Annotated in this window: 21 protein-coding genes, 1 riboswitch and 1 other annotated feature; of the genes, 9 read left to right on the top strand and 12 right to left on the bottom strand. The window is 44.2% G+C overall.

Annotation, left to right across the window (positions count from 1 at the left end; all coding sequences use genetic code 11):
* The first annotated feature begins 54 nt into the window (after positions 1 to 54).
* The 4 genes from AB4209_RS05525 (at position 55) to AB4209_RS05510 (ending at position 3,351) form a co-directional block, all read left to right on the top strand.
* The gene (locus AB4209_RS05525; protein WP_017060275.1) at positions 55 to 549 is read left to right on the top strand and encodes a peptidylprolyl isomerase; all 495 of its coding nucleotides are present in this window, start codon (positions 55 to 57) and stop codon (positions 547 to 549) included.
* A gap of 77 nt (positions 550 to 626) precedes the next feature.
* Positions 627 to 1,361: a UDP-2,3-diacylglucosamine diphosphatase gene (gene lpxH, locus AB4209_RS05520; RefSeq protein ID WP_017060274.1), complete on the top strand. Its 735-nt coding sequence runs from the start codon at positions 627 to 629 to the stop codon at positions 1,359 to 1,361.
* A 123-nt stretch (positions 1,362 to 1,484) separates the two neighbouring features.
* A complete protein-coding gene (locus tag AB4209_RS05515) occupies positions 1,485 to 2,702 on the top strand; it encodes an EAL and HDOD domain-containing protein (protein ID WP_372055091.1) in 1,218 nt (405 codons plus the stop codon).
* Between the two features lie 136 nt (positions 2,703 to 2,838).
* Positions 2,839 to 3,351, top strand: a complete 513-nt coding sequence (locus AB4209_RS05510; RefSeq protein ID WP_017060272.1) for a YchJ family protein — start codon at positions 2,839 to 2,841, stop codon at positions 3,349 to 3,351.
* Between the two features lie 241 nt (positions 3,352 to 3,592).
* Here the strand turns inward: AB4209_RS05510 and hisIE are convergent, their stop codons facing one another.
* The 9 genes from hisIE to AB4209_RS05465 form a co-directional block, all read right to left on the bottom strand.
* On the bottom strand, positions 3,593 to 4,243 hold the full coding sequence (hisIE, locus tag AB4209_RS05505) for a bifunctional phosphoribosyl-AMP cyclohydrolase/phosphoribosyl-ATP diphosphatase HisIE (protein WP_017060271.1): 651 nt from the start codon (positions 4,241 to 4,243) through the stop codon (positions 3,593 to 3,595).
* Positions 4,240 to 5,013, bottom strand: a complete 774-nt coding sequence (gene hisF, locus AB4209_RS05500) for an imidazole glycerol phosphate synthase subunit HisF (RefSeq protein ID WP_017060270.1) — start codon at positions 5,011 to 5,013, stop codon at positions 4,240 to 4,242. Before hisF ends, hisIE begins: the two co-directional genes overlap by 4 nt.
* Positions 4,995 to 5,732 carry a 1-(5-phosphoribosyl)-5-[(5-phosphoribosylamino)methylideneamino]imidazole-4-carboxamide isomerase gene (gene hisA / locus AB4209_RS05495; protein ID WP_012604374.1) on the bottom strand — a complete coding sequence of 246 codons (738 nt, stop codon included), beginning with the start codon at positions 5,730 to 5,732 and terminating at the stop codon, positions 4,995 to 4,997. The genes hisF and hisA overlap by 19 nt, the downstream gene beginning before the upstream one ends.
* 43 nt (positions 5,733 to 5,775) lie before the next feature.
* Positions 5,776 to 6,390 carry an imidazole glycerol phosphate synthase subunit HisH gene (gene hisH, locus AB4209_RS05490; RefSeq protein ID WP_372055089.1) on the bottom strand — a complete coding sequence of 205 codons (615 nt, stop codon included), beginning with the start codon at positions 6,388 to 6,390 and terminating at the stop codon, positions 5,776 to 5,778.
* A gap of 25 nt (positions 6,391 to 6,415) precedes the next feature.
* The gene (gene hisB, locus AB4209_RS05485; protein ID WP_017067390.1) at positions 6,416 to 7,504 is read right to left on the bottom strand and encodes a bifunctional histidinol-phosphatase/imidazoleglycerol-phosphate dehydratase HisB; all 1,089 of its coding nucleotides are present in this window, start codon (positions 7,502 to 7,504) and stop codon (positions 6,416 to 6,418) included.
* Positions 7,505 to 7,635: 131 nt separating this feature from the next.
* Positions 7,636 to 8,676: a histidinol-phosphate transaminase gene (gene hisC, locus AB4209_RS05480; RefSeq protein WP_017060266.1), complete on the bottom strand. Its 1,041-nt coding sequence runs from the start codon at positions 8,674 to 8,676 to the stop codon at positions 7,636 to 7,638.
* A gap of 9 nt (positions 8,677 to 8,685) precedes the next feature.
* Positions 8,686 to 10,005 (bottom strand): histidinol dehydrogenase, encoded by a 1,320-nt coding sequence (gene hisD / locus AB4209_RS05475; protein ID WP_102429165.1) that lies wholly within the window; start codon positions 10,003 to 10,005, stop codon positions 8,686 to 8,688.
* The gene (gene hisG, locus AB4209_RS05470) at positions 10,005 to 10,901 is read right to left on the bottom strand and encodes an ATP phosphoribosyltransferase (protein ID WP_029223133.1); all 897 of its coding nucleotides are present in this window, start codon (positions 10,899 to 10,901) and stop codon (positions 10,005 to 10,007) included. Before hisG ends, hisD begins: the two co-directional genes overlap by 1 nt.
* Positions 10,902 to 10,954: 53 nt before the next feature.
* Positions 10,955 to 11,090 (bottom strand) — a sequence feature (His leader region).
* A gap of 190 nt (positions 11,091 to 11,280) precedes the next feature.
* Positions 11,281 to 12,873: a Na+/H+ antiporter NhaC family protein gene (locus AB4209_RS05465; protein ID WP_017060263.1), complete on the bottom strand. Its 1,593-nt coding sequence runs from the start codon at positions 12,871 to 12,873 to the stop codon at positions 11,281 to 11,283.
* Positions 12,874 to 12,985: 112 nt separating this feature from the next.
* A riboswitch (Lysine riboswitch) is annotated at positions 12,986 to 13,163 on the bottom strand.
* 364 nt (positions 13,164 to 13,527) lie between these two features.
* On the opposite strand from AB4209_RS05465, the gene AB4209_RS05460 reads away from it, so the two are divergent.
* Complete coding sequence (locus AB4209_RS05460; RefSeq protein ID WP_017060262.1) at positions 13,528 to 13,938, top strand: H-NS family nucleoid-associated regulatory protein; 411 nt, start codon at positions 13,528 to 13,530, stop codon at positions 13,936 to 13,938.
* A gap of 194 nt (positions 13,939 to 14,132) precedes the next feature.
* Here the strand turns inward: AB4209_RS05460 and AB4209_RS05455 are convergent, their stop codons facing one another.
* Both AB4209_RS05455 and AB4209_RS05450 read right to left on the bottom strand, forming a co-directional pair.
* On the bottom strand, positions 14,133 to 15,437 hold the full coding sequence (locus AB4209_RS05455; RefSeq protein ID WP_017060261.1) for an inosine/guanosine kinase: 1,305 nt from the start codon (positions 15,435 to 15,437) through the stop codon (positions 14,133 to 14,135).
* 102 nt (positions 15,438 to 15,539) lie between these two features.
* Complete coding sequence (locus AB4209_RS05450; protein WP_010439986.1) at positions 15,540 to 15,809, bottom strand: hypothetical protein; 270 nt, start codon at positions 15,807 to 15,809, stop codon at positions 15,540 to 15,542.
* Positions 15,810 to 16,013: 204 nt separating this feature from the next.
* Here AB4209_RS05450 and mnmA point away from each other — a divergent pair, with 204 nt between their 5' ends.
* The 3 genes from mnmA to purB all read left to right on the top strand — a co-directional run bounded on the left by mnmA (position 16,014) and on the right by purB (position 19,329).
* Entirely contained in the window at positions 16,014 to 17,150 is a 1,137-nt protein-coding gene (gene mnmA / locus AB4209_RS05445) for a tRNA 2-thiouridine(34) synthase MnmA (RefSeq protein WP_048609389.1), read from the top strand.
* A 47-nt stretch (positions 17,151 to 17,197) separates the two neighbouring features.
* A complete protein-coding gene (gene hflD, locus AB4209_RS05440) occupies positions 17,198 to 17,815 on the top strand; it encodes a high frequency lysogenization protein HflD (protein ID WP_017060259.1) in 618 nt (205 codons plus the stop codon).
* A 143-nt stretch (positions 17,816 to 17,958) separates the two neighbouring features.
* The gene (gene purB / locus AB4209_RS05435) at positions 17,959 to 19,329 is read left to right on the top strand and encodes an adenylosuccinate lyase (protein WP_017068077.1); all 1,371 of its coding nucleotides are present in this window, start codon (positions 17,959 to 17,961) and stop codon (positions 19,327 to 19,329) included.
* Between the two features lie 314 nt (positions 19,330 to 19,643).
* Here the strand turns inward: purB and htpX are convergent, their stop codons facing one another.
* Positions 19,644 to 20,507, bottom strand: a complete 864-nt coding sequence (gene htpX, locus AB4209_RS05430) for a protease HtpX (RefSeq protein WP_372055086.1) — start codon at positions 20,505 to 20,507, stop codon at positions 19,644 to 19,646.
* A gap of 277 nt (positions 20,508 to 20,784) precedes the next feature.
* Between htpX and AB4209_RS05425 the strand changes: the two genes are divergently transcribed.
* On the top strand, positions 20,785 to 20,952 hold the full coding sequence (locus tag AB4209_RS05425) for a hypothetical protein (protein ID WP_017060256.1): 168 nt from the start codon (positions 20,785 to 20,787) through the stop codon (positions 20,950 to 20,952).
* Positions 20,953 to 20,987 lie beyond the last annotated feature (35 nt).

The raw sequence follows: 20,987 nt of genomic DNA, 5'->3' as shown, positions 1-20,987 counted from the left end.
CCAACATGCGCTAGAATTCGAACTTCATATTAAAAAGACAGTAAGGTAACAATCATGATCATCCTTCACACAAATTTTGGTGATATCAAAGTTCAACTTAACGAAGAAAAAGCACCAGAAACAAGCGCAAACTTTCTACAGTATTGCCGTGACGGTTTCTACGACAACACACTATTCCACCGTGTTATCGATGGTTTCATGATTCAAGGCGGCGGCATGACTTCTGGCCTTAAAGAAAAGGCAACTCGTGCAACGATCAAGAACGAAGCAAACAACGGTCTAGCGAACAAAGTTGGTACGCTAGCAATGGCTCGTACTATGGAACCGCATTCAGCGAGCTCTCAGTTCTTCATCAACGTTAACGACAACTCTTTCCTAAACTTCCGTAGCGAAAGCCTAGACGGTTGGGGCTACTGTGTATTCGCAGAAGTTGTTGAAGGCATGGACATCGTAAACAAGATTAAAGGTGTTAGCACTGGTTCTATGGGTATGCACCAAGATGTACCTCTAGAAGAAGTGATCATCACTGGTACTACAATCGAAGCTTAATTCATCGCTTTCGGTTAGTATTGATGAGCCGATAAAATCAGGATATAGGGAGCGAATCGCTCCCTTTTTTTAGACCTATGAAAACATATTTTATATCAGATCTGCACCTTTCTCCGTCACGAGAAGACATCACAGACTGCTTCTTAACCTTTATGAAGAAAGAAGCCGTAGAAGCGGATGCACTTTACGTATTAGGTGACCTTTTCGAATTCTGGATTGGTGACGATGATAAGAGTGAATTCGCGACTTCTATCCGCCAAGCGTTTATCGACTTAGTGAAAACAGGCGTGCCTTGTTACTTTACTCAAGGGAACCGCGACTTCTTAGTCGGCAAAAAATTTGCTAAGCAAACGGGCGTACAACTTCTCGACGAAGTTTCTACGATCGATATCTACGGGCAAAAAGCGGTAGTATTGCATGGAGACACTCTATGTACTGAAGATGTAAAGTACCTCGCCTTTCGCGAAAAAGTGCATCAGCCATGGTTACAATGGGTCTTCAACCGAATTCCATTTTTCATCAAGAAGAAAATTGTTTCAAAGGTTCAATCAGATATCAAAGATGACAAGCAGACCAAGTCTCTCGACATCATGGATGTGACACAGCAAGAAGTCGAAGATGTGATGGAACGAAACAATGTCGATCTGATGATCCACGGCCATACTCACCGCCCAGACATCCATACATTTAATGCTAACAATTGCACTAAAACCCGTATCGTACTTGGCGATTGGTATACGCAAGGCTCAGTGCTGGTGTTCACGCCGCAAAGTTTTGAACTACAGAATCGAGCGTTTAGCAATAGCTTTTAACATCACGCTTAAACTTTCACTTTGATTATTATTGTCGGTCAGACTTTCTTAGAAAGTGTATGGTAATTTCTAGTGAATTAGCTATTATCTCTCTACCAGAAATAAACCGAACACAGTACCAAGTTGAAATATTCATACGTAGCGCGTCAACCAATACTCGACACAGGCAAGAAAACCATAGGTTACGAGTTGCTATTCAGGGATGGTCCTAAGAACACTTTCCCTGAAGTAGAGCCGGAGCTCGCTACTAGCCGTTTGCTTTCCGATCACTTCTTATCGACCCACTATAATACGTTGGGTGATAAGCTTGGGTTCGTGAACTTCCCATATGCAAGCCTAATCAACTTAGTCCCTACTCTGTTCCCCAAAGAAAGCCTCGTTGTTGAGGTTCTTGAAGACTGCGAACCAACAGACGAATTACTTGAAGCAATCAAAACCATCTTTGACGCGGGTTATACCATTGCGCTAGACGACTTTGTGCCAAGTAAAGCTTGGAAGCGCTTCTTACCCTACGTTTCAATTATCAAGTTCGATATCCGTTTGACGCCAATTGCCAAAGCAGCGATGTTTATGAACTCTCTCAAAGGGCTAGATATCAAGTTCCTTGCTGAGAAAGTAGAAACGTACGAAGAATACCAAGAAGCGAAAAAAGCAGGCTTCACCTACTTTCAAGGTTATTTCTTTAGCAAGCCAGAGATGATCCAAACGCGTGCGCTCAACCCGGCATTCCTGACGACCGTTCAGCTGTTAAAAGAGATTGCGCACGACCCTATCGACTTTGGTGAATTAGAGCGTTTGATTACGCTCGATGTGACCATGTCGTATAAGCTACTTACCTACGTAAACTCTGCTGGCGGTTCACCAACAACGATTCGTTCTTTCCGCCAAGCGCTTATTTACCTTGGTGAACAGAAACTGCGTAAGTTCGTTTCACTGGTGGCGATCGCATCCGCGAAAGAAGATAAGCCGGACTCACTTTATGGCTTAGCGGTAATACGCGCACGTCAGTGTGAACTCTTGGTTGAGAAGATGAATGTTAAGGTTGAGCCTGGACAAGCCTTTTTGACCGGTATGTTCTCTCTGTTGGACTCACTCTTTGACCAACCATTGAAACAAGTACTCGATTCAGTGCCAATCGACATCGAGATCAAACAAGCCTTGATTCAACGTAAAGGTGTGTTAGGTGCTGTATTGGCGATGGTGGTTGCGTATGAGCAAGCTCGTTGGGAAGAAGCGACTCGTATTCGCCAGCTTCTCAAACTGAGTGAAGCTCAACTTGGTCAAGCTTATGACGAAGCGACGACTTGGGCTCAAGAGCTATTGTCTCCAGCCTTGAAATAGTAAACTTCGCGCTAACACTTTGATAATTTCAATAACTTCAACAGAAACTAAACTTTGGTGAGCGATCGTTTCTTGGTAAACTCCCACGCATTCACTTATGGCCTCTTAATAGAGGCCATTTTTACAGGATCTGACTATGTCTTTATGCCCATGCGGTAGCAAAAATACTTACCAACAGTGCTGTGAATCAGCGCACCTTCACCACAGTGCTGTTGAAACGCCTGAACAGTTGATGCGCTCTCGTTATTCAGCGCACGTGTTGGGTTTAGTTGACTATGTTGTTGCGACTTACCACCCTAGCTGCAACGCAGAAGCGCAAAGAGAAGGTATTGCCGAATCTATCAACAGTGATTGGGCAGGACTAGAAGTCATCGATACTGCGGTAGGCTCGCACCAAGACGAAGGCTTTGTTGAGTTTAAAGCTTACTTCAATGAAGAAGGCGCACAATACTGCATGCAAGAACGCTCTCGCTTTATACGTGAAGACGGTCTTTGGTACTACATTGATGGTACCTTCCCAGAGCAGGAACAAACTACACAACCAGAAATTGACCCACGCTTAAATCAAACCGTTGAGAGCTTTAAAATCGGCCGTAATGATCCGTGTATTTGTGGCAGTGGTAAGAAATACAAGAAGTGCTGCGGGTAACTCGTTCGACTAAGAAGTCAGATTAAGAGAAGAGATTCCTGATGTCGCTTAGGCTCCTCGGAATGACGCAAAGTCAGAGGTTAGAAAAGTGACGTAGGGCTTAGAAATCTTGAAATCTTGAAATCTTGAAATCTTGAAATCTTGAAATCTTGAAAATTAAAAAACTAAAAAGCCCCGTAAACATGTTTGTTTGCGGGGCTTTTGTCTGTCTTTTACGCGGTTCTATTAATCTAAAGAGAGCTTACTTATGACGCTCTTTCAGCTTGTTTACCACATCATCCATCGATAAGCCTTGGTCTTGAAGAAGAACCATTAGGTGGTAAATCAAATCTGCTGATTCACACACTAACTCCGCCTTATCGCCCGACGTCGCCGCAAGCGCGACTTCAACGCCTTCTTCGCCCACTTTTTGCGAAATACGCTTGGTGCCACGGGCATATAGACTGGCAGTATAAGAAGATTCAGGATCGGCGTCCTTGCGGGCAGCCAATAGCTGCTCAAGCTGATGAAGCCACACCATCTGAGACTCTTCTTGCTTGTCTCCATCCCAACACGTTGTTGTACCTGTGTGGCACGTTGGACCAATGGGATTAACTTTAACCAGTAAGGTGTCGCTGTCACAGTCCAAGGCGATGTTTTGCAGTTGCAATACATTGCCCGACGTTTCACCTTTCGTCCAAAGACGCTCTTTTGTGCGAGAGAAAAACGTCACATTGCCAGTTTCACCCGTTTTCTCAAGTGCGGCTGGGTTCATGTATCCCATCATTAGCACTTGGCTTGACTGGTAATCTTGAACAATCGCTGGCACTAAGCCATCTACTTTTTCCCAGTTAATACGCTCTGACAATGCGCCTACTTCTGTTTTTGATAAGCTTACGGGTTCAAAACTCATAGTCGCACCTCTACATCTTGTTGTTTTAAATACTGTTTAAGTTCACCAATATTGATGACTTGTTTGTGGAATACCGAAGCCGCAAGTGCTCCATCCACGTTGGTCTTTTTATAAGCTTCAGCAAAGTGCTCCATTGCACCAGCGCCACCAGAGGCAATCAATGGCACATTACACACTTCACGCACCATGTTTAACTGATCGATATCATAGCCGTTACGAACGCCATCTTGGTTCATCATGTTTAACACAATCTCACCTGCGCCACGCTTCTGTACTTCCTGCACCCAATCTTTGGTTTCCCATTTGGTTGCTTTAGTACGCGCTTCATCGCCTGTAAATTGGTAAACCTGATATTTACCGGTTTCTTTGTCGAAGTATGAATCGATACCGACAACGATACACTGAACGCCAAACTTATCAGCAAGGTCAGTAATCAGCTGTGGATTAGCCAATGCCGGTGAGTTGATTGACACTTTATCCGCACCAAACTCAAGGATGCGCGCTGCATCTTCTGCTGATTTAATACCACCAGCGACACAGAAAGGGATATCGATCACTTCAGCTACGCGTTTCACCCAGCTTTTATCGACCACACGGCCATCACTTGATGCGGTGATGTCATAAAATACCAATTCATCGGCGCCCTCTTCTGCATAGCGTTGTGCTAGCGGAACGATGTCACCAATAATTTCGTGGTTACGGAACTGAACGCCCTTAACCACTTGTCCGTCACGGACATCCAAACAAGGGATTATTCGCTTTGCCAACATGCAAATGCCTCCTCTGCGGTAAACTTGCCATCAAGTAACGCACGACCAACAATCACACCCGCAACACCGCTGCCTTTTAGAGCTTCGATATCCGCTAGGCTGCCAATGCCGCCCGATGATTGGAATTGAACCTGTGGGTACTGTTTACAAAGGTCAACGTAAAGCTCGACGTTTGATCCTTCTAGCGTGCCATCACGTGAAATGTCAGTACATAGAACGTGTTTAAGACCCACTGTTAGGTAGTCTTCAATCAGCGCTTCAATAGTCACGCCTGAATCTTCTTGCCAACCTGAAATTGCCACTTTACGTGTGCCGCTTTCATCGATGTTGATGTCCAGAGCAAGCACGATTTTTTCAGCGCCGTACTTTTCCATCCAACCTTTAACCAGCTCTGGTTGCTTAACTGCTGTAGAACCAACCACAACGCGCTGTGCACCAGCTTCCAGTAGGTCAACGACATCTTGTTCGTTACGCACGCCACCACCAATCTGGATGTTCGCAGGCGTGCTAGCAAGTAGCTTAGCAATCAAGTCTAACTGACGAGCCGTTGTGTCTTTTGCACCCGTTAAGTCAACAAGATGCAGCCAACCTGCGCCAGCTTGGTGATACAGGTTAAACTGCTCTGCTGGGTCTACTTTGTATTCTGTTACTTGCCCGTAGTCTCCTTGGAATAAGCGAACTACTTGACCTTCAATTAAATCTAACGCGGGAATAATCATTTACATTCCTTATATGGCAACGTTAGCCGCTGCCTAATCCTTATTACAATTCCAAGAAGTTCTGAATCAGCTTAGAGCCAGCTTTCGAAGATCGCTCTGGGTGGAACTGAACACCATAATAATTGCCACTTTGAACCGCCGCTGTAAACGGATTACCGTAATCACATTGTGCGATTGTGTAGTCGCCCACTGGCATTGCGAAGCTGTGAACGAAGTAGAAATACTCGCCTTCTTCAATATCTTTAAACAAAGGATGGTTAGGTGTCGAAGTTACTGTGTTCCAACCCATGTGTGGTAATGGCAAATCGCCCGTTTCGAGTAAACGCACTTCACCACCACACAAACCTAGACATTCAACTAACTCGTCAGCCTTTTGGCCTTTCTCTTGAGATAATTTGCCTAACAGTTGCATACCTAAACAAATACCAAGCAGAGGCTTCTCTACTTTCTTCACAAGAGAAACAAGGTCGCGCTCTTGCAGGTTCTTCATTGCCTCACTTGCTGTACCTACACCGGGTAGGAATAGCTTATCGGCAGCAAGAACAACTTCAGGTTCTTTTGAAATTTCAACTGCGTAACCCAAACGTTCAATGGCAAATTTAACCGAAGAAACGTTGGCACACCCAGTATCAATGATGACGACTTTTTGATCTTTCATTGTTTTTTCCTTGCTAACGTTAGCCTTACAGGACGCCTTTGCTGCTTGGTAACTCATTACCTTCAACTTTGATTGCTTGGCGAAGAGTACGGCCAAACGCTTTGAACAGGCTCTCAATGATGTGGTGATCATTATTGCCATCAGAAGAAAGGTGTAGCGTGCAAGCCAATGTGTCAGTTAGAGAACGGAAGAAGTGAACCACCATCTCGGTTGAAAGATCACCCACTTGCTCACGGCTGAATTTAGCATCGAACTTCAGGTATGGGCGACCAGAAAGGTCTAACGCACACTGAGCCAAACACTCATCCATTGGTAGGCTGAAACCAAAACGGCCAATACCACGTTTGTCGCCTAGTGCATCTTTCAATGCTTGGCCTAAAGCAAGAGCGGTATCTTCTACTGTGTGGTGATCATCGATGTGCAGATCGCCTTTCACAGTCAGGTTCATTTGGAAACCACCGTGTGTCGCGATTTGATCAAGCATGTGGTCGAAGAAACCCATGCCGGTATCGATCTTGTTGCCACCGGTTTCATCAAGGTTTACTGCAACCTTGATATCTGTTTCTTTAGTGGTACGAACTACTTCAGCAATACGCGCATTAACCGTCAGATCTTTAACGATTTGTGGCCAGTTAAGCGTGCCTTCAGTTTCCGCATCCGGGCTATATTGAATACCGCGGATTGCCATGTTCTCTGCCAGTTGAAGATCCGTCATTCGGTCGCCAATCACAACAGAGTGTTGGAAATCGACTTTACCGCCTTGTAGGTACTCTTTAACCATACCCAGTTTAGGCTTACGGCAAGAGCAGTTGTCTTCGTCAAAGTGAGGGCAAATAAGCACGTCGTCAAACTTAACGCCTTGAGATTCGAAGAACTCCATCATCATATTGTGTGGTGCATCGAAATCTTCTTGTGGGTAGCTATCGGTACCTAGACCATCTTGGTTAGTCACCATCACTAGACGGTAACCAGCGTCTTGCAGTGCAAGTAGGCTAGGAATTACTCGCGGTTCGAATTTTAGCTTGTCTAAACGATCTACTTGAAAGTCAACTGGCGGCTCTACAATTAAGGTGCCGTCACGGTCTATAAAAAGTATTTTCTGTTGTTTACTCACTTGAACTTCCTTTTAATTTTAAATCTGGTGGCCTAGCTAAAATCAAACGCTAACCCAAAATATTGGTTTCACTTGCCAATCTGCGATTAATCAACTCAAACTGGCAAATGTTATTACTGGTAAGCCTTTCGTTACTGATAAAAGTTACGAATGAATCCAAGTGTCTTTTCGCACTCTTCGCGGTTACCAATACTAATACGAACACAGTCTTCAATAGGTGAATTACGCAAAATAATGCCCGTATCCCAAGCCGCTTTAAATAACTCATCGCCGTTCGGGAATTTCACCAGTAAGTAGTTACCCCAGCCATCAAAAACCGTCACTTGAGGCATACCTAATAGACCCGCCTGCAAATACGCTCGGTTAGCACTTAAATCCAGAACTTGGAACTTAGCTCGCGCGAGTCCTTGCTCTGAAAGTGCTTGAACGGCAATGTCAGCAACAGGGATTGGCACTGGATAAGGAGCAATCACTTTCAACAGTACATCGATAAGCTCTTTGTTCGCTAGCGTAAAGCCACAACGTAAGCCCGCCAAAGCAAAGGCCTTCGACAAGGTGCGCAGAATCGCTAGGTTTGGATATTGCTCAAGCAAATCAACGGTTGACGCTTCTGGACAAAAATCGATATACGCTTCATCCATCACCACAATCGCTTTGTCTTGTGTCATTTCAAGCAACTTGATGATGTCTTTGCGATCAACCAAATTACCGGTTGGGTTATTTGGGCTACAAACAAACACCACTTTTACGTTGTCGAGCTGAGCTTCGATAGCTGGAAGATCCAATTGCCATTCAGAAGTCAGAGGCACAACCTTACGCTCAACACCAATCGTCTCTGCACTGATTGCGTACATACCGTAAGTGGGTGGGCAGTAAAGAATAGCGTCTTCGTTCGGCTCACAGAAAGCACGAATCAGTAATTCAATACCTTCGTCAGCACCACGCGTTGTCAGAGTTTGCTCTGATTTCACGCCTGCGTATTGAGCGTAAGCATCAATCAGCTCTTTTGGCTGACATTCGCTGTAACGGTTAAGACGAGACAAGTTCAGGTTGTACTCGTTATCAAACGGAGATTCGTTGGCGTTTAGCCATACATCACCAGTACCGCCTATGCGTCTTGCAGACAAGTAAGGTGTTAGAGCCTGAACTTGTTTTCTTGCTAACTTTTCCATGCCCTACCCTTATTTCGCTTTATTTAGCTGTTCAAATCGATTTAATTTTTCAACTCGGATGGTCACCGCACGTTTGTGTGCATCCAAACCTTCGGCTTCCGCCATTGTTACTACTGTTGGCGCTAGGCCTTTCAACCCATCGGCTGTTAGCTCCTGCACCGTCATTCGCTTAGAGAAATCAGCCAAACCTAGGCTTGAATACGTCTTGGTATAACCGTAAGTCGGAAGAACGTGGTTTGTGCCGGATGCGTAGTCACCTGCAGATTCTGGAGACCAGTCACCAAGGAAAATTGAGCCTGCATTATCTAGCAATGGCAGCAATTCACGTGGGTTCTTGGTTTGAACGATCAAGTGCTCAGGACCGTAGAAATTCGAAATCGCAATCGCTTGAGTGATCGATTCAGCAATGATGATTAAGCTTGAAGCCAATGCTTGCTGAGCGATGTTCGCACGAGACAGTTCTTTCAGTTGCTTTTGAACCGCTTCTGTTACTTGGTCTGCAACCACTGGAGATGGAGTTACCAATACTACTTGAGAGTCAGGCCCGTGTTCCGCTTGGCTCAACAAATCCGCTGCAATGAAGTCTGCATCAGCCGTTTCATCAGCAATCACTAACACTTCAGATGGGCCAGCTGGCATATCAATAGCTGCTCCGCGGAAGTCATTACTCACTTGGCGCTTTGCTTCCGTAACGTAGGCATTACCTGGGCCGAAGATCTTATCGACTTTAGCCACACTCTCGGTACCGTAAGCCATTGCTGCAACCGCTTGACCACCACCAACGTTGTAAACTTCGTCGATCTTACAAAGCTTAGCGACATACAAGATTTCATCAGCGATTGGCGGAGGTGAACAAAGCACAACCTTACGACAACCTGCGATTTGAGCAGGAACACCTAACATAAGAACCGTTGACGGTAGTGGCGCACTGCCACCGGGAATATAAAGGCCAACAGTATTAATCGCGCGCGTCACTTGCTCACACACAACACCAGGCTGTGTCTCAACCTTAATTGGCTGCGGCTTTTGAGCTTCGTGAAACTTAGCAATGTTGCTATAAGCTTGCTCTAACGCTTGCTTCATCTCTGGTGTTAGACGAGCACACGCCTCTTCAATCTCACCCGAACTGACTCGGATAGATTCTGGAGTTACACCATCAAACTTTGCAGTCAGCTTTTTAAGCGCGGCATCGCCTTCATTTCGTACTTTTGCAATAACATCAGAAACAGTCGCTGTGATGTTTGCACCTTCAGTAATAGCTGGACGCTCTAATACCGAGTCTTGCTGTGATTCACTTAAAGATTGCCAAACAACGGTTCTCATCGTCACTACCCCATCATTTTTTCGATTGGTAATACTAGAATCGAGCTTGCACCCAACTCTTTCAGCTGTTCCATTGTTTCCCAGAACAAGTTCTCTGTACTTACTAGGTGCACGGCAACTTTGTCTTTGTCTGTAGATAGAGGAAGAACCGTTGGATCTTCAGCACCAGGCAGTAGTGCTTTGATTTGCTCTAGTTGAGAGGTTGGCGCGTGAAGCATGATGTACTTCGACTCTTTCGCTTGTTGAACACCCTGCATACGAGTCAGTAGTTTTTCAATCAGTGCGGTCTTGTCTGCGTCGAAGTCGCCAACACGTTGAATCAGTGTTGCTTTCGATTGGAAGATAGCTTCTGCTTCTTTTAGGCCGTTCGCTTCAAGCGTTGCACCTGTAGAAACTAAATCAGCGATAGCGTCTGCTAGGCCTGCGCGAGGCGCAACTTCAACCGACCCCGTTAGCATACAAGCGCTAAATTCAACACCCTGCTCGTCCATGTAGGCTTTCAGTAGTTGTGGGTAAGTTGTCGCAATACGTTTGCCTGCTAGATCTTGTGGGCCGTTGTATTCTTCGTCTTTGTTAATCGCGATAGAAAGGCGGCAACCACCGAAGTCTAAACGACGTAGTGTGCGAAACTCTGATGGCTCTTTTAAAGCAACACGGTCTAGGCGAACTTCTTCTAGTTCGTTTTCACCGATGAAACCAAGGTCAACCACACCATCCATGATAAGACCTGGGATGTCGTCATCACGAACTAATAACAAGTCGATTGGCATATTTAGTGAATGAACAACTAAGCGCTCACCCATGATGTTAAATTTAACACCACATTTTTTAAGTAGATCTTGGCACTCTTTACTTAAGCGACCTTTCTTTTGAATTGCGATTCTTAGGCGTTGTGTCTGCATTGCTGTATCCCTGTGCAAATATTTGAATTTATTGATTATTTAAAAGCGCTAAAACTAAAAAACCCTCGGGGACTTTGTCATCCCGAGGGTTTAAATCTAAATTCTTTTGACTTAACCTCCGGGAGTAATCTTGCTCCCGGGTATACGTAAATCTCCCCGAAAGACTAGATAGGGTGATGATGGTGATGAATGTTCATTACTAATTTACGCATACTTATCAGCTCTTAGGTTGTTTGCTGTCTTGTCTCCACACTAACTAAGCTGACATCCTTTTTCAACCATTTATTCGAACTTTTTTCACGAAACTTAAAATTAAATTAACAGGCACAAAAAAGGGAGGCAAACGCCTCCCTGATAGTTTACTGATTAACTTTCAATTTTAGCTTTTGCACGTCGCCATTTTGCAGCGAGAGAAGTAAGCCAATGCAAAACATACAGCAACAAACGTTAGAGACGCTGCGCCAAATGCGATGCCAATTGAAGATGTCATACCTAGAGTGATGAAACCAATGCACGATACGAACGCTACAGACAACGCGTATGGAAGCTGAGTCGAGACGTGGTCGATGTGGTTACAACGAGCACCAGTAGAAGACAGAATCGTCGTATCTGAGATTGGAGAACAGTGGTCACCAAATACTGCACCCGCTAGAACCGCACTTAGCATTGGAAGAATCAGTGCGATATCCGATGCTGCAGCCATATCACCCGCGATTGGTAGCATGATACCGAACGTACCCCAAGATGTACCTGTAGAGAACGCCATAACGCCCGCTAGAAGGAACAACATAACCGGTAACCAGTGGTAATCAATGCTGCCTGTTACTAGAGACGATAGGTAAGAACCCGTTTTCATGTCGCCGATAACAGAACCGATAGTCCATGCAAACACAAGAATCAGAATCGCGCCAAACATAGAGCTAGCACCGATCCACATTGTTCTTGCGATATCAGTCATAGATAGCTTTTGCTTGAATACTGTCGCTAGTGCTACTAGTAAGCCAATAACACCACCGTAAACAAGAGACTTACCTACATCCGTGTTTTCGAATGCGCCTAGAAGGTTGAATGCTTGGCCATCAGCAGCCAGCGCTTGGCCGCCTGTGTAAAGCATTGCAGCCACTGTCGCTACAATTAGCGATACGATTGGCATAACAAGATCAGAAACTGAACCGTTTTCGCTCTCTTCGATATCTAACTCTTCGTTTAGATCGTGAGCTTGCTTTTGATCGTTGTCACCTTCAAAGCCACGGCCTTGAGATGCTTCGATCTCATGCTCACGCATCTTACCAACGTCTAGACCGAACCATGCTACTGCGAACACCATTAGTAGTGCGAATACAGCGTAGAAGTTCATTGGGATAAGACGAACGTAAGCACCCAGTGCAGAATACTCTGTCACACCGTGTGTCACTAAGATGCCACCAATGATCGTGATGATGTAAGCACCCCAGCTAGAAGCAGGCATGATCACACACATAGGAGCCGCAGTTGAATCTAGGATATAAGCAAGCTTAGCGCGAGATACATAGAAGCGGTCTGTTACAGGACGAGAGATAGCACCAACCGCTAGGCTGTTAAAGTAGTCATCAACAAAGATGAATACACCTAAGAAAGCAGCAAGTAGTTTTGAACCACGTTTACTCTTAACGCGAGACTGTGCCCACTCCGCGAATGCGCGAGTACCGCCAGACAGTGTTAATAATGCCGTTGTCATTCCAAGAATAATTAGGAATGCAATGATGCTCATGTTCCAAGTGTTGATGCCACCATCTTCGATGAAAACACCAGATGCTTTAGTAAACACGTAGCTAGCTGCGTTACCTACTGAGTAATCAGCAAGTAGAATCGCACCCATGATGATACCGACACCCAAAGAAACCAATACACGGCGGGTAACAATAGCAAGGCTCAAAGCCACAAGGGGCGGAAGCAAAGATAAAGGTGATGTTGCAAAATCTATTAAATTCATGATCTTCAAAAACCAGTTTTTTATTTGGCTAGAGATCTACTGCAGACAAACTTGATACGGCTGACCAAGCTCATGTTGAACTAAGCGAAAGGGAAGTGAACACTTCACCCAACCCTACAGTAGCGCTCCATAGTTTAAAATTAAGACTATGGCAGTGTTGTACCTATTGAGCACAACCCCAGCAAATTGCTTAGATATACAATTTACTTCGGCAATTACACCTTTCATTCCCGTTCATTGGCATCACCCCAACGGAAGTTACTTTTTATAATTGCACCTCTACGTGCGATAACATTATTAACCGTGTAAACCAGAGTTTAACAACAAATTAACCAACACCTCGCATCAGGTAGCCGCAATTGTACTCATCAAGAGCAACAATGCAACATATCATTCCGAGAAAAATAGCTTTTTGTTAATGAACTAATCAATAGAAGAATAGTCTACATAAGTTGACTACTCCACCTGTCACATATCATTTTTTAAGATATTCTTAATAATTATTATAAATTCAATAGAAATACTGCTCTGAATTTTCAACTATTCATCTCACTTTTATATTTAAATATGTAATAGAAGAAATACTATTTGTTTTATTCCTAGGCTCTGTTTATTATTAGGAAGATTATTTAGTTTACCTTGATGGAAAATATCATGTCTGAATTAACAAAAACTCTATTAAATATCCGCAGCCTTCGTGCGTTCTCACGTGAATTAACTCTTGAGCAACTTGAAGAAGCGCTAGACAAGCTGACTATTGTTGTACAAGAGCGTCAAGAGTCTGAAGCTGAAGAGCGTGCTGCTAAAGCAGAGCAAGAAGCTAAGCTTTCTGCTATTGCTGAACAAATTGCAAAAGACGGAATTGATGTTGCCGATCTTATTGCTGCACTTTCTGGTGAAGCAAAATCTAAAACAACAAAAGCTAAACGCGCTCCTCGCCCAGCGAAATACAAATACGTAGACGCAAACGGCGACGAGAAGACTTGGACAGGTCAAGGCCGTACGCCTTCAGCTATCCAAGAACAGCTAGATGCTGGTAAATCTCTAGAAGAGTTTGCTATCTAAACATTTAGTTTACTTAGTGAGTAATCAATTACACGCTAAGCGATAGAATTAATATTTAAGTCGACCAAAGTATTATTTACGACTTCAATATATTCAGAAACAAAAAAGGCTCCTTTCGGAGCCTTTTTTATATTTGTACTATCAGTATTAGAAACCAACTGATACTGATAGTACTACTGATTAAAGAAAGTAACTTATCTTTCCCAGTACGCTTCTTCTAGGCTATCTTCTCTTTCAGGAAGGCCACGAGATAAACGTGGAGAGTGTTGAACCAACACTTCATAGCTAGCACGGTTAGAATATTTACAAACTTGTGAGAACGAAGAGTACGTCAAGAATGAATGTTGGTGTTTACTTGAGTTTGGCACGTTTTCTTTGTGGTACTTATTAGCAGCCATATCATGTAATAAAGCTGATAACGCAGCATCACCTGCACCATTGGTATTTTTGATCTTTTCTGGTCCACCCATGTATGGCGCAATGTGCGAATACACTTTAGTTGGGTTTTCACATAAATCTTTATGCGCAGGACGGCTAAATTCAAAACGGTTGAATTCCGCAATTGAACCTGGAAGTAAAGGCAGTGACGTTTCACGCTTAGCTGCATCTTCTGTATAACCAGCCATAAATAGGCCAACAGGTCCCGCAGTACATAGAACAAGGTCTACCCAGTCTAGCGCTTTATCTGATGCAGCCAGTGGATCGCTTTCACCCGTTAACGCTTCAGCTTCGTCTTCATTCATTGCAACAACCGTTACGTGTTGCTCAAGGAAATCTTTCCAGAATTCTGGATCATCTTGAATAACGAACTTAGTACCTAGTGTAAGAACGACTGGCACATCGTATTTCTTCGCGTATTCGATCGCTTTCATTGTTGCTTCAGGCATCGGGTCGCCTGGCTTACAGCGAACTAAATAAGCCGTTAAAACTAAAGCAGAAGCACTTTTGAAGATTTTTTCAGGAATGCTTTCTGGTTTTAATTGGTTCATTTGTCCTTCGCTAATTGCGAAAGTACGTTCACCGTCTTCTGTAATTAATGCAAAGCAGCGACCAATTGCGCCATCTACCCCTTGTAAATGGTTCAGATCCATTCTGCTTGATGTATTACATAAATAGCGATAACCGTAACTACCAATCTTAATATCTTGGCTCATTACACCTAACAGTGTAGAACGGTCATCCGCTAGCACTGAATAGTTGTGTAATGTGTTACCAATTGTGCCACCAGCGTATTCATTGGTAATCAGGCACTGCTCTTTTAATTCTTGATACAAAGATTCAGCGGCTGCGTCGCCAATAACCAGTGAATGTCCCTTGCTCAAACCATACTTCTCAATAAGTTCAGAACTCACCTTTGCTTCAATATCCACCAATGTTTGGTCAATACCGATAATATGAGTGCGTGACATTCTTTTACTGCTTTGAGCTTGGCTCACTAGAGGATCACGAGCGTGAACCGGAAAGTAGTGCTTTGATTTACGTTGTCCAGGGAATTTCATAGGGCTAGTCTAAGTCAAGGGGAAATAGGTGGCGGATTCTACCGCGCTATATTTAACGCGGCAATCTTTCAAACTATAGCAAACGTTTGCTGAAGGTTTTTTTTATTCGCCTTCCATAAAGCTTAAATCAGGCAGCATGCCCAAATGCTCCGCGTAACGTTTTTGATTAAACTCCGCGCCGTTTTTCATAACGTCAAATACTTCAATTGCCAGTGCACATGCCATAGCCGCAATTGCTTCTTCACGTGGAGTGCCTGTCATCATTAAACGCATCAACGTCTCTTTCACTTTCACTGGTTCGCCATCTTCAAGCTGGTTCTCGATGATCTCAATCAGCTCTTCTTCTTGCATAAATTCATTTTGTTCAGACATTTTTTTATCTCAGGTCTTGGATTTCGAGCGACTATGCCACATATACTTCTGACATCCTAGCGACTCACCTCGCTCTCATGCGATTCTCTAACAAAGTCAGCGCACTATTTGTGCAAATGAAACTGTGATTCCGGTCTCGGATCTGTCACGGCGTTTCTCTTTCTGTTAGAATCTGCGACCAAGTAATAGTAACGGTGTTTAGACATGTCAGATATCAGCTCTGGAAACAGCGAAAAGAAAGTAATTGTCGGTATGTCCGGCGGTGTAGATTCGTCAGTATCGGCGTATCTTCTTCAGCAACAAGGCTATCAGGTAGAAGGCCTTTTCATGAAAAACTGGGAAGAAGACGATAACGAAGAATACTGCACGGCAGCTGAAGATCTTGCTGATGCTCAAGCGGTATGTGACAAACTAGGTATCCACCTTCACACTATCAACTTTGCTGCAGAATACTGGGACAACGTATTCGAATACTTCCTTGAAGAGTACAAAGCAGGTCGTACACCTAACCCAGATATTCTTTGTAACAAAGAAATCAAATTTAAAGCATTCTTAGAGTTTGCGGATGAAGTGCTAGACGCAGACTACATTGCGATGGGTCACTACGTTCGTCGTACTTTCCCAACTCAAGAAGAGCTTGATGCTGGCGTAAAACCAGAAATGCTACGCGGTCTAGACAGCAACAAAGACCAAAGTTATTTCCTATACACGCTAAGCTCAGATCAAGTGGCACGCAGCCTATTCCCTGTCGGTGAATTAGAGAAGCCAGAAGTGCGACGTATTGCTGAAGAGCAAGACTTGATCACAGCTAAGAAGAAAGATTCAACAGGCATCTGCTTTATCGGTGAGCGCAAGTTCACTGAGTTCCTAGGCAAATACCTACCAGCACAACCGGGTAACATCGAAACACCTGAAGGCCAAGTGATTGGTCAACACCAAGGTTTGATGTACCACACGCTAGGTCAGCGTAAAGGCCTTCATATTGGCGGCACTAAAGGTGGTGGCGGTAACGAAGAACCATGGTTTGTTGGTGAAAAAGACCTTAAGCGTAATGTACTTATCGCAGTACAAGGTAAAGACCACCCTCTTCTGAAATCAGAAGGCTTGATCGCATCTCAACTTCATTGGGTAAATCGCACACCAATTACTGAAGTTATGACATGCACGGTAAAAACACGTTACCGTCAAACAGATATTCCTTGTACAATCATCCCAATTGATGATGAGAACATTAAGGTTATTTTTGATGAGCCACAGATTGCTGTGACCCCAGGTCAATCGGCAGTGTTCTACCTAGACGACGTTTGTCTTGGTGGCGGTATCATCGAAAAGCGCATCTAATCAAATCGACGAACAACAAACGATAGAAGACAACTAGGAGTTACTACGTGGCTAATACACTTTATGACCGTACTATTGCTTTCGCCGGAATTTGCCAAGCTGTGGCTTTGGTTCAACAAGTAGCGAAAGACGGCCATTGTGATAAAGATGCCTTTGAAGCTTCACTCAGTGCCATTTTAAATACCAACCCATCGAATACCGTGGGCGTATTTGGGCGTGAAGCGAACCTAAAGCTTGGCCTTGAGTGCTTAGTAAAAGGTATCGATAGTACTCCAGCAGGTAGCGATATCACGCGTTACATCATCAGCTTGATGGCGCTTGAGCGTAAGCTGTCTTCTCGCAACGACTCTATGTCTCAGCTTGGTGACCGCATTCAAACTGCAGAGCGCCAAACTGAACACTTTGATCTGTTTGACGAGCAAATGATCAGCAACCTTGCAAGTATCTACCTTGATGTCGTCAGCCCTATCGGCCCTCGCATTCAGGTTTCTGGTACTCCGTCTGTACTTCAGCAGACATCGAGCCAACATAAGGTTCGCGCACTGCTTCTATCAGGGATTCGAAGCGCTGTGTTATGGCGTCAAGTTGGCGGTAAACGTCGCCACCTTATCTTCGGTCGTAAGAAGATGATCGAGCAGGCTCAAATCCTACTAGCTCGAATGTAGTTTATTAGCTCGCGCCTCGTCGCGAGCTTGTTTTTTGTATCAACACAACTCTCACGCAAACGATTGCGCAATGTGCGTGACAATTGAGATTGTTACTGGTATAAACCTCTCAAAATTTAGAAAACTCAATTCAGGAGAACACCATGGAACTGTCAGCATTGACTGCTGTTTCACCAGTAGACGGCCGTTACGGAAGTAAGACTATTGCATTACGCAGCATCTTTAGTGAGTTTGGACTACTAAAGTACCGCTCTATCGTTGAAATTCGTTGGTTACAAAAGCTTGCAGCAACTGATGCAATCAAAGAAGTACCAGCGTTCAGTGCAGAAGCTAACCAGTTTCTTGATGAACTAGCCGCTAACTTCAGCGAAGAAGATGCTCTACGTATCAAAGAGATCGAGCGCACGACTAACCACGACGTTAAAGCGGTTGAGTACTTCTTGAAAGAGAAAGTTGCTGGCGTTCCTGAACTTCACGCTGTAAACGAATTTATTCACTTTGCATGTACTTCTGAAGACATCAACAACACCTCTCACGCGCTTATGCTTAAAGAAGCTCGTGACACAGTGATTCTTCCAGAAATCCGTAACGTAATTGATGCTATCAAAGCACTTGCGAACGAGTACCGTGATATTCCATTACTGTCTCGTACACACGGTCAGCCAGCTTCTCCTTCTACTATGGGTAAAGAGATGGCTAACGTTGCGTACCGTATGGAACGTCAATACAAGCAAATCGAAAACGTTGAGATCCTAGCGAAAATCAACGGTGCTGTAGGTAACTACAACGCACACCTTTCTGCATACCCAGAAGTTGAATGGCACCAGTTTAGCGAAGAGTTCATCACTGAATCTCTTGGCGTAACTTGGAACCCGTACACAACTCAAATCGAACCTCACGATTACATCGCTGAGCTATTCGATGCAATTGCTCGTTTCAACACTATCCTTCTAGACTTCGACCGTGACGTTTGGGGCTACATCGCTCTTGGTCACTTCAAGCAGAAGACTATTGCTGGCGAAATCGGTTCTTCGACAATGCCGCATAAAGTTAACCCAATTGACTTCGAAAACTCTGAAGGCAACCTTGGTCTAGCGAACGCAGTATTCAGCCACCTTGCACAAAAACTTCCAGTTTCTCGCTGGCAGCGTGACCTTACTGACTCTACGGTTCTTCGTAACCTAGGTGTGGGTGTTGGCTACGCAATCATTGCATACACTTCGACTCTGAAAGGTATTAGCAAGCTTGAAGTTAACCGCGCTGCGCTACTTGCTGAACTAGACAAGAACTGGGAAGTATTGGCTGAACCAGTACAAACAGTAATGCGTCGTTACGGCATCGAAAAACCATACGAGAAGCTAAAAGAGCTAACTCGTGGTAAACGTGTAGATGGCGAAGGCATGCGTGCATTCATCGATGGTCTTGAGATCCCTGAAGACGAGAAAGTTCGCCTGAAAGAGATGACTCCAGCAAACTACATCGGTCAAGCAATCGAGCTAACTGACAAGCTGTAATATTCGAATTTCGAATCGCAGAATAGACTAAGGCTTCCCATGTGGAAGCCTTTTTGTTGAGCGGAACAAAGTGTATTGAGCACAAGAGACGTCAGCAAAATAATACAAAGCAACCCAGTATCATTACCCTACTCATCTCAATCCGTGCGATATCAACCAATCAATATCGTAATGCTTCATCACCAGTAACCCTCTATCGCCAGACACCTATTCCTCGAATACTTACTGTCTTAGATGCCAAGATCAAAAAAGACCTCCCGAAGGAAGCCTTTCAAATGTATCTTGTCGATTAGCGACTGAAGAATACGTAGCGATTACATGTTACGTAGAGAAGCAATACGCTTGTCTAGCGGCGGGTGGCTCATTAGAAGCTCTGTTAGAGACTTCTTACCGTTGATACCAAATGCCATCATAGAACCTTCTAGTTGTGGCTCATGGCTCACCTTTAGGCGCTCTAGCGCTGCAATCATCTTCTCTTTACCTACTAGGTTCGCTGCACCTGCATCGGCATGGAATTCACGATGACGGCTGTACCACATCGTAATGAAGCTTGCTAAGAAACCAAATACCAATTCCAACACCATAGACACACCGAAGTACACCATCATGTTGCTGCCACCCTCTTCTTCGTTGTCATTCGACGCAACAATGTTGGCGATGAAACGAGATAGGAAGATAACGAACGTGTTCACTACACCTTGCATTAACGTCATGGTCACCATATCACCGTTCGCGATGTGGCTCACTTCATGCGCTAATACTGCTTCAGCTTCATCACGCGTCATGTTGTGCAGCAGGCCTGTTGATACTGCTACCAATGAATCGTCACGCTTAGCACCTGTCGCGAATGCGTTGATGTCTGGCGAATCGTAGATCGCCACTGTTGGCATACCAATACCAACTTGTTGAGCTTGACGGCTTACCGTCTCCATCAACCAATGTTCTGTTTCGTTACGTGGGCTTTCAATGACCATGCCGCCTACCGAGCGTAGCGCCATTTTCTTCGACATCATTAATGAAATGAATGAGCCGCCAAAACCAAATACCGCAGCCATCACCAATAAACCTGAGAGGCTACCGGGTTGCATACCTGTAACTGCGTATACAACATTAAGAACAACACTTAGTACCAATACAACCGCTAGGTTAGTTGCAAGGAACAACATTACTCGCTTCATTACTTATCTCCGCATGAAAGCTGTTTTTATAAAACTTATTGTTATAGACAAGGCAGACAGCAATAGATTCCAACCTTGAAGACTTATACTTACTTATACATATAGTCTTAGATTAAGAAAACAAGGTTAAGCATTAAATTGCAACATTTGATTACGAGACCATATCCGAATTAAATCCACTCTATTAGACCTAAGTCGTATGGTGTCGATATAACAATCCGTTTACAGTGACTTCAGATGATTTATTGGCTAGTCCATGTACAAAAAGGAAAGGATCATGGTTGAAGGTACTAACACTCAAATGGCTATCGATTTACTGTGCTGTCACCTAGGGATTACTGAAGAAGAAGCGAAAAAGCAGGTTGGAATCCTAACACCGCAAACGGCACAGACAAAAATCACAGAAACTCAGCAAGCTTTAATGGGACTGACTAAAGAACATTAGTTCTAAGCTTGTTTATTAAAAGACCGGTTGTTTAT

This window comes from Vibrio sp. 10N.286.48.C11 (assembly GCF_041469805.1).
GTDB lineage: Bacteria > Pseudomonadota > Gammaproteobacteria > Enterobacterales > Vibrionaceae > Vibrio > Vibrio crassostreae_C.
The sequence above is the reverse complement of the archived record's forward strand: the minus strand, read 5'-3'. Positions and strand labels throughout refer to the sequence as shown.